The sequence below is a fragment of the Billgrantia endophytica genome (genome assembly GCF_002879615.1).
Taxonomy (GTDB): domain Bacteria; phylum Pseudomonadota; class Gammaproteobacteria; order Pseudomonadales; family Halomonadaceae; genus Halomonas; species Halomonas endophytica.
Genome location: NZ_PNRF01000010.1, coordinates 169909 through 182584, shown reverse-complemented (window position 1 = coordinate 182584; position 12676 = coordinate 169909). Strand labels below are relative to the sequence as shown.

The window sequence follows — 12676 nt, the reverse complement described above, 5'->3', positions numbered from 1 at the left end:
GACCCATGTCCGGCCGCCGATTCCGGCAGCTACTGAACGCCCGCCTTGCGGGCGTTCTGCTGTTGGCACTGCTGACTCTCAGTGGTTGTGCCGCCACGCCCAGGCTGGCCGAAACAACCGTGCAGACACTGCCCCGACAGGTCGTGATCGAAGGGGTGCCCTTCCATGCCCAGCGTGATTATCAGTGCGGCCCCGCCTCGCTGGCGATGGTGCTGAACCATGAGGGCGTCGATGTTGATGTCGATGCCCTCATCCCCCAGGTCTTCATACCGGGTCGTGAAGGCAGCGTTCAGCCGGAAATGCTGGCCGCGGTGCGACGCCACGGGCACGTCCCATTCGTGCTCGACAACAGCTTCGACGCCCTGCTGACGGAAATTGCGGCAGGTCATCCCGTCGTAGTCATGCAGAATCTCTCCCTGCCGGCCTGGCCCATGTGGCACTATGCCGTCGCCATCGGCTACGACCTGGACGCCGAGGAAATGATACTGCACAGCGGCGAGGAGGCCGAACGCAGCGAGTCTTTCCGCCGCTTCGATGCGACCTGGGCGCGCAGCGACCGCTGGGCATTCGTGGCTCTGAAACCTGGGGAATTGCCGAACGGTGTCAGCGAGCAGCGTGCCCTTGATGCAATCGCCACCTTCGAGCAGGCCCAGAGTGCCGAGGCAGCACTGCCTGCCTGGGTGGCCTTCGTCGAACGCTTCCCTCATTCTGGCATGGGATACTTCGCCCTGGGCAACGCCCGCCATGCCACAGGAGACCACGAAGGAGCCGTCGAGGCCTTCCGTTCTTCAGTGGCACAGCGGGACGACCTGGGTGTCGCATGGCTCAACCTGGGTCTGACACTTCAGGCGCAGGGTGAGACCAACGAGGCTCGCCAGGCATTGGAGCGCGCCGCCAGCCTGCCTGGTCATTGGCAGACTCACGCAACGGCGGCCCTGGAACGGTTGTAACCTGGAGACTTGCGGCAAGAGCCAACAGCAAAGGGAGACGGCGTGAGCTACGAGATCGTACTCAAGCGAATCTACAGCCCGAGCGAACCCACCGACGGCGCCCGGGTCCTGGTCGACCGCCTCTGGCCCCGCGGCAAGCGCCGCGAGAGCCTCAAACTGACGGATTGGTATCGCGATGCTTCGCCATCGACGATACTGCGGCGCCAGCTGCATGAGGGCGAGATCAGCCCGGCCGTCTTCACGGTACGCTATCGAGGCGAACTGCGGGACCATCCCGAATGCCTCATCCCGCTCATGCGCTACGCCCGCCAAGGGAAATTGACGCTGCTTTCCGCGGCTCGCAACCTCGAGGACTCCTATCTGCCGCTGCTTCAGCAAACCCTGCTGGAGGCGCTGCGACAGGAGGATGGCGAAGACCTCGAGCCCGCCTCGCCACCCTGCTTCGCCCACCGTATCGACGATTCCAGCGTCGATCATTCGTAACCGTCCTGTCCCGGCCAATGACCGGGACAGGACAATTCACCTTCTTGCAACGCTGGACTCAGGACTGCAATCTGGTCGGGACATGCGGGCTCGGCCACTATCGTCTGCGTGCATGCCTGGATCAGATTGATCTTCTGACTGCGGGAAAGCTCGCTGCCCACCAGTGCCCCCTTGGCCAGCGCCTCGCCCAACACCGGTGATGTCAGCGTTTCGGGCGTCAGGCTGGCGATGAGTTGCCGCCAACGATCGCTCGCCATGACGGCCTTCCAGTTTGCCCAGGAGCCCTGGTATTGCTGTAACCCTGTATGCCATGCCAACTGGCGGACATACCACAGGGAGCTGAGGGGCAGGTTTCCCCACCAGGGAAGATAGGGCAGACGCCCATCGGAATGCAGAACGAACCGGGTCGGCTTCAAGTAGGACTGGAAGGCCTTCAGGAACAGCCGCCGATTCAGCTTCCAGGCGGTCGGCGAGGCAGCACTGACCTTGACCGCCTCCTTGCAGGTAAACATCTCATAGCTGCGGAACAGTCGCCGGTTGCTGTAGAGATTGGAGATCGCGCTGCGCATGGTCATCGGCCACAGCGCGAACCACTCATGGGCGCTCCGGGGCCGCATCGCCCGGACCTCCTCGAAGTGCATGCGACGGCGCTGCGTCACTTCATTCAACAGGTGTTTGGGGAAGAGCTCACTCTTGATCTCCTGGGTACGCGTCTCCCCAGGAAAGCCGATCTGGGGGAGGAACTTGATGAGTTTCGACCCAGGCATCCGCCGAGCGTAGGGTGCCTTGATCAGCGCGTCGGCGAGATAGCCGCCGAACACCCCTTCGTAGGATGATAGCTCACACCGGCGATGGAACCCTAGTGTATGAGCATGGATATACTGATGGCCGCTGCCCACCAGCCTCGCCGCTTGCAACAGTACGTCCAGGTAATGCAGCGGCTCGCGATATTGCGGCCGGAACCTGGCTCCTGAGGCCTTCGCCACTTTGCCGGCGATCCTCTCCTCGCGGGTGGGACCATTGAGGAACACGAAGGCATCCTGTTCCAGGCGCTGGGGCAGCATCGACGCGACCACCCGCGAATCCTCTCCTCCACTCAGGAACTGAGCCACACGCTGCATCGGCTCGCAGACCCTGGCCAGATAGCCCTCCACCCCTTCCCTCAGGGTATCGGCGGCCTCGGACAGGGCACGGAACTCCCGAGACTCAAGGGGCGCCCAGTAGGGCTGTCGCGGGAAAGCATGGACACTGCCGTTCCGGAATTGAAACACATGCTCGGTGGCCGGGTGGCACTGCAGCATGCCGCGGTAGACCGTGTAAGGGTAGGTCACGACATGGTGCAGGATGAAGTCGACCAGAGAAGCATCGTCGCGTTCTTCTCCCAAATCGCAGATTTGTGCCAGGGCGTCGGGATGAGTCCCCAAAGCGACTCGGCTTTCGATCCGGTAGCAATAGATCGGCAGGAACATCATCAGGTCGGTGATACAGATGATCCGTGAGGCGAGCTTGTCGATGATGATGATGGCAAAGGGGCCACTGAGGTCCTCTGCCCAGTCTGCCTCCCCCGACTGCCAATGCTCAAGGATGGCCCGGGTACCTGCCTGATCGTCGTCACCGACAAGAAAGTGATTGTCCTGGAAATAAAGCACCGGCGCCCCGATGACGACACAGAGGTGCGACTGTGTATCGAGGGGAGCAAAGCCGTTATAAGGGGAGGCAGTGACTGCCAAGGTACCCCATTCACCATGAAATTCGGTAGCCGGTGGCGGATCCTCCAGGTAGATCGACTGCAATGCCCGGGATGGAAAACCCGGTGCCAGATAACGGGAACTGAACAAGAAGTCACTCATACGTTGCCTCGCGACTGTGGCTCTGAGTGGCCCTCCTGTCCCTGCCTGATCATTAGAGCCATTCGGTAAGGCAAAGTCCATCCATCCCTACCATGGAAATTCTGGTATGGATGGAATGACGAAACCCATCACATCGACCATCAGGAGGGAGTATATGACCTGGAGTACCGACCGAATAGCGGGGCACGTCCTTCTTCAGCTCCGGGTTGGGCCGAAACATGAAGACCTCGCGGTGCCGCCCACCGGGGCCAGCGCGTACAGCGAGGGAAAGGGAATGGGAAAGGGAATGGTTTCATCGTAAGCGGAGGTTACATAAAGAATTAGCCCAAGCCCCAGGCTGGCCAGGAGCGTGCTGGAAGGCTGCGGTCGACCACTCAGCCACAGGGCGCACAAGGCGCCGAAGCCAAGCTCCCAGGCCCGGAAAGGCAAGAGATAGAAGTTGGCGGAGGGCTGAGCAACAGGCTGAGGGATGTGATGATGAGGAGCGATACCAGGACAGATCGTCGATGAGGATAGTGGTGATCAGGTAGCCGCTGATCACGAAGAAGACATCGACCCGACATAACCTCCGGCAAACCACGAGAACCCGGCATGGAAGAGGATAACCGGAAGCACCGCTATCGCCCTGAGCCCATCGATCTCCCTGCGATATTTCATGACTGTGCTGTCTCCCTCCTTCCATGGCACGACAGAAGGGCCTGCGTGGTGGACTAGCCCTGAGACGCCTTCAGGGAATCCCCGCGCCCCACGGCGAAGTAACGCAGCCCGGCGCGCTTCACCGCCCGAGGATCAAAGAGGTTACGACCGTCGACAATCACCGGCATCGACAGGTTCGCCTTCAGCCATTCGAAGTCCACCGTCCGGAACTCTTTCCACTCGGTGCAGATCACCAGGGCATCGGCGCCCTTCACCGCCTGGATGCGGTCCGCCACCAGGATCAGATCGTCGCGCTCACCGTAGACCCGGCGGCACTCCTTCATCGCCTGGGGATCGAAGGCCTGGACCCGGCCGCCGGCCTTCCACACCGCCTCCATCAGGGTACGGCTGGGGGCATCGCGAATGTCGTCGGTGTCGGGCTTGAACGCAAGGCCCCACAGGGCGATGGTCTTGCCCTCCAGATCCCCGTCGAAGGCCAGGAAGAGCTTTTGGAACAGGTTCTGCTTCTGGCGCCGGTTCACCGCCTCCACGGCGTTGAGCAACTCGGCCAGGTAGTCCACTTCCGCCGCGGAGCGTGCCAGCGCCTGGACATCCTTGGGAAAGCAGGAGCCGCCGTAGCCACATCCCGGGTAGATGAACTGGTAGCCGATGCGCGGATCACTGCCGATACCGACTCGCACCTGCTCCACGTCGGCTCCCAGGCGCTCGGCCAGGTTGGCCATCTCGTTCATGAAGCTGATCTTGGTGGCCAGCATGGCGTTGGCGGCGTACTTGGTCAGCTCGGCGGAGCGCACATCCATGAACATCAGCTTGTCATGAAGGCGGCTATAGGGGGCGTAGCATTCTCGCATCAGCTCCTTGACTCGCTCCGCGTCGGTACCCACCACGATGCGCGCCCCGCTGGTGAAGTCCTCGATGGCTGCCCCCTCCTTGAGGAACTCGGGATTGGCACAGACATCGAAGTCGATGGTCTCGCCCCGGGCCGCCAGCGCATCGGCGACGGTGCTGTGCACCCGGTCGGCCGTCCCCACCGGCACGGTGGACTTGTCGACCACCACCTTGTACTCCTGCATGTGTCGGCCGATGGTCTCGGCCACCGCCAGCACGTACTGCAGGTCGGCGCTGCCATCCTCGTCCGGCGGCGTGCCCACGGCGATGAACTGCAGGGTGGCGAACGCCACGCCCTCGGCCGGGTCGGTGGTGAAACGCAGCCGACCGGAGGCCAGGTTGCGCTTCACCATCGATTCCAGACCGGGCTCATAGAGCGTGACCTCGCCGTCTCGCAGCCGGGCGATCTTGTCTGTGTCCACATCCACACATATCACGTCATGCCCCACGTCCGCCAGGCAGGTTCCGGTCACCAGCCCGACATATCCGGTACCAAAGATCGTGATCCTCATTGCTACCTCCTGTTCGTCCTGATGCAGGAGCCGCGGTCCTGGGCGTCAATTGGCCAGGCAACGGCGTGGCCAATGAAGCCGGCCATGACAGTGATCAAGAGATTCATGGTCTGCTCTTCCCGCAGCATGACTTTGCAACCAAACCGTGAACAAATGTGTCTTCAGTAACATCCAGCATGCCACAGTCAGGCCCAGGTAACCGCTCAATCCCCTCGTGTCACGGAGCATGGATTGTGTCAGTCCGAAATAGACGAATGCGAAGCAGATCATTAGCCCCGAGAGGGCTAGAATTCTGGTTTGAGCATCCCGGCTTCCGCGCAAGTGGCGGGCGAACAACCATGCCGGCACCCCGTACAGCGCCATCAAGGTGAGTGACCCCAGCGTCACGGCGCGCGGCCGTATCGATGAGGTCGCTGTGCAGTGGGTCGTGCCGGCTCACCGACGGGCGCAGGCCCCATGCATCACGCCCTGCCCCTGCCCAAACAGCCCAAGACACCCAGGTAGGCGTTGCCCGACCAGTCAAGCAACCAAATGGGATTCAGTGCTCCAGGGTCGCCGCCAGCTGGCCCAGTAACTCATGTATCACCCGCTCGGTCTTGTGCAGATGAGTCGCCGAGGGTACCCAGTAACCGAGGCTCTCGCGTTCCTGACGCATCGCCAGGAAGTGGGTGGGTGCCGCGACGGGCATCAACCCGGCGCGCTGGAAGTGGTGCATCGCCCGTGGCATGTGCGAGGCCGAGGTAACCAGTACCACTCGTGCCCCCTCCCCCAGCGCCTCGCGAACGGACCGTGCCTCGAGACCGGTGTCGGTCGGTGTATCCAGTACCCGCAACCGGTCCTCCGCCACGCCCAGCTCACGCGCGGCCTGGGCATAGCCTTGGGCCACCGGTGGCGCATCAGGGCGTCGACTCGCCCCGGTGACCACCAGCGGCAGCGACGGCTGCTGATGCCATAGCCGCACCCCTTCCATCAGGCGCATGGCCGAGCTTTCTCCCAGCCGGCCGGTGCTCGTCCAGGGCATCTCACCCGCCCAGCCTCCACCCAGCACCACGATACCCGCCACGTCCTCGCCTTCCGGCAGGTCAGGCATGGCGGGATAGCGTGCCTCCAGTGGCGCAAGCAACCGATCGGCCAACGGTGCCCAACTGGACAACCAGAGCACCGCCAGTGCCGCGACGACAGCCCCTAGCCCCAGGCGACGACGCCCCCGCCAAGCCGCCAATAGACCCAGCGCAAGCAGTCCCAGGGCAACCGGCAGGGGCATCAGTAACTGGGCAGCCAGTGCCTTCAACAAGTCATACATGAGGCAGAAAGACGGTTGAGACTCCGGTATAGGATTCAGCCAAGCTTGCCTACCCAGCTGTCGGCAGCCTCGGTCAGCAACCGGTGGACCTGCTGGAAGGCTTCCTCGCTCTTACGGAAGGGATCGGGAATCTCGCAGCCCTGCCCCCTGTCGAGCCAGCGGCCGAAGAGCATCGTCTTGCCCCGCACCGCCGGGGCCATCTGCCCGACGGCCAGGCGCTGGCCGTCGGACATCACCAGTACCAGGTCAGCGTCCTGCAGGATCTCCACGGTGACCTGCCGAGCCACATGGCCGCTGACGTCCAGGCCGTCGGCCTCTGCCAGGGCGTGCGCCTTGGGCTCCACACCCTGGCCCTCCACGGCGCCGAGCCCCGCGCTCTCGATCCGCTTGCCGGGCAGGCGAGCCGCCAGCATGGCAGCGGCCACCGGACTGCGACAGATATTGCCGGTGCACAGCACCAGTATGCGTTTGAACATGATGAATGATTCGTTGATATTCCGGATGACGGCCCTCGAAGATACCCGAGCCTTCGACGCTTGTCTTGCCCTATCGGCGAGATGCCTGAACCGGCTCGGGTGGCAACAGCACGAGGTAGCGATCCTGTGGCTGCGATGGCATGCCCTCTCCCCTTCGCCCGGGTCAATATATGAGATTTTCCCGATTTTCGGCACGAGTATTCTTCTGCTTTCATGACGTTTTTTGGCTAGCCATTTTCGTGAAATAGGTCAGATTTCTTCGTCACTTTCGTTCAGGAAAATCATCTGGGCCGCCATGGAAACAAAACGTATCCTTTGCATCATTACTTAACAATCGTACGGCGAGGCATCCTGCATGTTGGCACTGCTCAAGAGCTTGTTCCGCTTGCCCCGCTGGCAGAAACGCCTGATTCAACTATCCGTGGATGCCGTGCTGCTAACGGCCAGCTTCTTCCTGGCCCAGTGGCTGCGCCTGGAGAGCTGGGCCTCCCTGACGTCGACGGCCACCTGGTCACTGTGGCTGGCCGTGTTACCGATCAGCCTGGGTATCTTCGTGCGCCTGGGCTTCTACCGCAGCGTGATCCGCTACGTGAACGTCCGGGCCCTGCAGTCGCTGGTGATTGGTATTGCCTCCTCTACAGGCTTGCTGCTGCTGGGCGCGGCTCAATTCTCGGTCTTTCTGCCTCGCTCGACCTGCCTGATCTACGCCATGCTGGCGATACTCAGCTTAGGCGGGGTGCGTTTCATGCTTCGCGCAATGCACATGCACAGCCAGCTGCGCTACAAGACCCGGGTGATCGTGTACGGAGCCGGCTCGGCGGGCTCCCAGTTGGTGCGCTCGCTGGACCAGGGCTCGGAGTACATCCCGGTGGCCTTCATCGATGACTGGCGCGGCATGGACGGTACCTGCGTGGAGGGGCTGAAGGTATACGGCCCCAACGCCCTGCCTCGGCTGGTAGCGAATTACGGGGTCAACCGCATCCTGCTGGCCATTCCCAGCGCCACGCGGGCGCGCCGCCAGGTAATCCTGCGGATGTTGAAGCCATTGCAGATCCCGGTGCAGACCCTGCCAAGCATCGAGGACGTCATCGACGGCCGGGCGCAGCTCAACGAGATCCGCGACGTCACCGTGGAAGACCTGCTGGGCCGCGACCCGGTCCCACCCAACCGGGCGCTGATGGACGCCAACATCCGCGGCAAGGTAGTGATGGTAACCGGCGCCGGTGGCTCCATCGGGTCTGAGCTGTGCCGTCAGGTGCTGCAACAGGGACCAACTCAACTGCTGCTCTACGAGGTCAACGAATATTCGCTCTATGCCATCGAGCACGAATTACAGCAGCGGGTCGAAGAGCAGCGGCTGGCCGTGTCGGTGAAGGCGCTGTTGGGCTCGGTGCAGGATCGCGAACGCCTCGACAGCGTGATGCAAGTGTTCGGGGTGGACACCATCTACCACGCCGCCGCCTACAAGCACGTGCCCCTGGTGGAATACAACAGCATCCCGGGCATCCTCAACAACGTCTTCGGCACGCTGGCCACGGCTCAGGCGGCAATCGCTTGTGGGGTGGGAACCTTCGTCCTGGTCTCGACCGACAAGGCGGTTCGCCCAACCAATGTGATGGGCGCCACCAAGCGGCTGGCCGAGCTCTGCTGCCAGGCCTTGGCCGAGCGACAATCGACCACCCGCTTCACCATGGTGCGATTCGGCAACGTGCTGGGCTCCTCCGGCTCGGTAGTGCCGCTGTTCCACGCCCAGATCGCCCGCGGTGGCCCCGTGACGGTGACCCATTCCGAGGTCACCCGCTACTTCATGATCATTCCCGAGGCCGCGCAGCTCGTCATCCAGGCGGGGGCCATGGGTACCGGTGGCGATGTCTTCGTGCTGGACATGGGCGCGCCGGTGAAGATCGCCGACCTGGCCGCCGAGATGATCCGCCTCTCGGGCCTGGAAGTGCGCAACAAAGAGAATCCCCAAGGGGACATCGAGATCCGCTTCACCGGCCTGCGTCCGGGGGAGAAGCTCTACGAGGAGTTGCTGATCGGCGAGGACGTAGTCGACACGAAGCATCCTCGCATCATGTCCGCCAAGGAGACCTACTGGCCATGGGCACGCCTGGAGGCCTATTTGCACCGCCTTCAACAGGCGCTGCAGATGCGTCAGCACAAGAGAATCCGCCAATTGCTGATGGAGGCCCCCACAGACTATGCGCCGCTGGGCGATATCGTCGACCTGGAGTGGCTCGAGGCTCCAGCCGCCACCCGGCACAAGGTCTCCATTGCCTCCCATTATTATCCGTCACAGGCCACTCGGGACGGCACCGTGCTGATGCTGGCCCCGGCCCACCCACCAACACCTTCGTCAAAAGGCCAGCCTGTCAGGATCGACGCCAAGGGCTACGGGGGGATTGATGCCGCCAGGGATGGTGGTAGCCCCCACCAATCTCGTCCACCAAGGGGTGAAACCGAGACCGATATCGGGTGATACGTGGATCGGTTCCGCCAGGATCGTCGTCAGGTGGCTGAGGCCGCCAGGGTTGGGGGTAGCTCCCCACCATTGGCGTCGGAAGTGTCACGCAACGGCCTGGCAGGAGTCCCCACCACCGTCTCACCATCCCTCACCGACCCTATGACCGTGGCTCCGGCGCCGATGAATACCTCCTTGCCGATTGTCACGCACTGGATCACCTTGGCGCCGATACCTATCCAGGTATGGGCCCCTACCACCACCTGACCGGCGAGGTTAGCCCCGGGTGCCACGTGCACGCCCTGTCCCAGCAGGCAGTCATGGCCGACAGTGGCGCCGGTATTGATGATGCCCCCTTCCCCGCACCGCGCGAAGGCATTGACAATGCAGCCAGCCACCGCCAGGGTTCCCGTGCCCAGCTCGGCGTAGCGGCTGACCATGGCAGCAGGATGGATCAGGCTGACGATGGGTGCCCCTTGAGCCGCCAGCGCCTGCAGCCAGCTACAGCGCCGGCGATTGTCACCGATGGCGACGAAGACCCCGCCATAGTGGCGCAGATTCCGGATGAGATGGCGCCCATCACCTTGTATCGGCCAGTGCTCCGTCGTCACCCGATCGGGCCAGGCATCATCATAGAAATGTACCGTCTCCCATCCCTGGAGTTCGGCGCAATCCGCCACGACCTTTCCGTGTCCACCCGCTCCCAGTATGGCCAGCATGCTCATGGAGGGTGCCCTACCTTGCGAGGTTACGAGGGGGGGTCCAAGAACAATGCTAACCACTCAGGATGACAGTTTGTTGATGCTTGGGTTAACGCCCCGGAACCGCAAGCAGGGGCGAGACATGAGGTCGGCTGGTGTGACCTCAATACCACATCCTTGGGCGAGGTTGGCCCCCAAGCTCGGCTGTAGCGTTCTTGTTCGGTAACTCCAGCATGTTACCGAGGTATTCCAACCCATAGGGAGTGTAATAATCAATCGACATATTGGCACCCGGCGTAAAGGTCATTTCAGCCAATATTGGCTCACCATTCTTCTCATAGAAATCCACCCTGACGAAGGGAAATGGACTTGCAAGCAGTTGAGCATAGCGGATCATTTCATCAAGGCAACCAGGCCGTTCAACCGGGCGTTCGAAAGATTTCTTGCAACCGATATCGAGTCGTTGCCAATCAAGATCGAAGATATCTTGCCACTCCTCGCCCTCCTTTTCCGTCCAAACTTCCACTATCCTGGCCACTCCATTGAAACAATATACATTGTAGTCACGGGGAAGGTCTCCACCTTCACCCTCGATATATTCTTCCAAGATAATCCTGGGGGTTATCTTGTCGTAATGAAATTCCAGATTCTTTCTGCCAAACCTTTCCCCCATCCATTTCCTCAGCTTTGCCTTGACCTCTTCTTGATCGAGCGTCTCCTTGTCGGCAGGCACAATATTATACCCACAGCCATGCGTACATTTTAATGCAAACTTGCCCGGAAGATCGGACCAGGCAATATCATCCACCGAGTCATACACCGCTATCAGCTTCTTGAGTATCCTGGCACAGCCCTGACGCTCGGCATACTCACGCACCCGGTGCTTGTCGGCACATACGGAACGTAGAGGGTCATCCCAGTAGAGATTCAACCACTGCAGCTTCTCGTTAAAGTCCCGGGGGTTCTTTATATCGATAATCTTCCCCGTCTTCTGAAAGCAAAGGAGCCTCGTGGCAGTCACAGGGGATACCTTATACACCCCACTCAAGATGTACCGCCACGTCAATCGACATGGCTTCCTCAGTTTTTCCAATAAGCTGCCTTTATTTTTACCCATATTCCCCCCTCTTCAGCCAAATGCATCAAGATCAGAAGTCAACCCAGCTTCCGGGGACGGCATGCTCATGGTGGAGCCGGACGCTCGCCTCCCTTAGCGACGGAACGACGGAGCCCCTCACCCATGACCTCCTCGAGGACGCGGCAGGTGGTATCGATCTCGGCCTCGGTCAAGGTGGGATGGCACAGGAACATCAGACTGGTCTCGCCCAGCTCGCGGGCCACCGGCAGCCGGCTCTCCGGTCGCCGGCCAGTATCGTCGAAAGCCTTCTCCAGATAGACCTCCGAGCAGGAGCCGCTATAACAGGGCACTCCCCGTGTTGTGACTTCCTGGATGATGCGATCACGGCTCCAGCCCTCCTTGAGAGCCTGTGGTTCCACAAAGACATAGCACTTGTAGGCGGCATGATCGATGTGCTCAGGTATCGTCGGCACGCGCAGCCCGGGGCACTCCCTGGCTGCCTCCCAGATCCGCCCAGCATTGCCACGCCGTGCCACTGACCACTCCGGCAGTCGGCGCAGTTGAATCCTGCCGATGGCGGCCTGCATCTCGGTCATCCGCCAGTTGGTCCCCAGGGAGTGGTGCAGCCAACGGAAGCCAGAGGGATGCGATTGTTCGTGGATGGCCTGCCAGCTCTTGCCGTGGTCCTTGTAGGCCCACATGCGCTGCCAGAGATCGGGATCGTTGGTGGTGACCATGCCACCTTCCCCACCGGTGGTCATTATCTTGTCCTGACAGAAGGACCAGCAGCCGACCTTGCCGATGGTGCCTACACCCTGCCCCCGGTAGCGGGCACCATGGGCTTGGGCGCAATCCTCGATGATGTGGATGCCATTGCGCGACAGTGCCATCAGGCCCGCCATCTCGCAGGGCCACCCCGCCAGGTGCACGGCAATGATGGCGCGGGTGGCCGGGGTAATCACCGCAGCCACGCTTGCCACCGTGATGTTCTGGGAGTTACGGTCGACATCGGCAAACACGGGGGTCGCCCCCACCGCGGCGATGCAGGAAGCGGAAGCCAGAAAGGTCCGTGGTGTGACGATCACCTCATCGCCCGGACCGATTCCCAGGCCACGCAGGGCCAGCTCCAGGGCCACGGTGCCATTGCTCACCGCAATGGCGTACTCGGAGCCCATGGCCGCAGCAAATTCCCGCTCGAAGTCACGTCCTTGGGAGCCGGTCCAGTAGTTGACCCGATTGGACAACAGGACCTCTTCCACGGCCCGGGCCTCTTCCCGCGTGAAGGACGGCCAGGGAGAGAAAGGAGTATTCAGCATT

10 protein-coding genes are annotated in these 12676 nt (G+C 61.8%); 3 read left to right on the top strand and 7 right to left on the bottom strand.

The window, feature by feature from the left end; genetic code table 11:
• Positions 1-5: 5 nt before the first annotated feature.
• Both C1H69_RS04655 and C1H69_RS04650 read left to right on the top strand, forming a co-directional pair.
• Complete coding sequence (locus C1H69_RS04655) at positions 6-950, top strand: PA2778 family cysteine peptidase (protein WP_102652242.1); 945 nt, start codon at positions 6-8, stop codon at positions 948-950.
• A gap of 42 nt (positions 951-992) precedes the next feature.
• Positions 993-1433, top strand: a complete 441-nt coding sequence (locus C1H69_RS04650; protein ID WP_102652241.1) for a DUF488 domain-containing protein — start codon at positions 993-995, stop codon at positions 1431-1433.
• On the opposite strand, the gene C1H69_RS04645 is transcribed toward C1H69_RS04650, so the two are convergent.
• The 4 genes from C1H69_RS04645 to C1H69_RS04620 all read right to left on the bottom strand — a co-directional run bounded on the left by C1H69_RS04645 (position 1424) and on the right by C1H69_RS04620 (position 7119).
• Positions 1424-3283, bottom strand: coding sequence for an asparagine synthetase B family protein (locus C1H69_RS04645; protein ID WP_102652240.1), 1860 nt, complete (start codon positions 3281-3283; stop codon positions 1424-1426). The two genes, C1H69_RS04650 and C1H69_RS04645, sit on opposite strands and share 10 nt — an antisense overlap.
• Positions 3284-3993: 710 nt before the next feature.
• Entirely contained in the window at positions 3994-5340 is a 1347-nt protein-coding gene (locus tag C1H69_RS04630) for a UDP-glucose dehydrogenase family protein (RefSeq protein ID WP_102652238.1), read from the bottom strand.
• A 538-nt stretch (positions 5341-5878) separates the two neighbouring features.
• Entirely contained in the window at positions 5879-6643 is a 765-nt protein-coding gene (locus tag C1H69_RS04625; RefSeq protein ID WP_102652237.1) for an ElyC/SanA/YdcF family protein, read from the bottom strand.
• A gap of 35 nt (positions 6644-6678) precedes the next feature.
• The gene (locus tag C1H69_RS04620; protein WP_102652236.1) at positions 6679-7119 is read right to left on the bottom strand and encodes a low molecular weight protein-tyrosine-phosphatase; all 441 of its coding nucleotides are present in this window, start codon (positions 7117-7119) and stop codon (positions 6679-6681) included.
• Positions 7120-7474: 355 nt separating this feature from the next.
• On the opposite strand from C1H69_RS04620, the gene C1H69_RS04615 reads away from it, so the two are divergent.
• Positions 7475-9598: a polysaccharide biosynthesis protein gene (locus C1H69_RS04615; RefSeq protein ID WP_102652235.1), complete on the top strand. Its 2124-nt coding sequence runs from the start codon at positions 7475-7477 to the stop codon at positions 9596-9598.
• Between the two features lie 29 nt (positions 9599-9627).
• On the opposite strand, the gene C1H69_RS04610 is transcribed toward C1H69_RS04615, so the two are convergent.
• From C1H69_RS04610 to C1H69_RS04600, 3 genes are all read right to left on the bottom strand, one after another.
• On the bottom strand, positions 9628-10305 hold the full coding sequence (locus C1H69_RS04610; RefSeq protein ID WP_102652234.1) for an acetyltransferase: 678 nt from the start codon (positions 10303-10305) through the stop codon (positions 9628-9630).
• Between the two features lie 139 nt (positions 10306-10444).
• Positions 10445-11398, bottom strand: a complete 954-nt coding sequence (locus C1H69_RS04605) for an ATP-grasp fold amidoligase family protein (protein WP_102652233.1) — start codon at positions 11396-11398, stop codon at positions 10445-10447.
• Between the two features lie 65 nt (positions 11399-11463).
• A complete protein-coding gene (locus C1H69_RS04600) occupies positions 11464-12675 on the bottom strand; it encodes a DegT/DnrJ/EryC1/StrS family aminotransferase (RefSeq protein WP_102652232.1) in 1212 nt (403 codons plus the stop codon).
• Position 12676 lies beyond the last annotated feature (1 nt).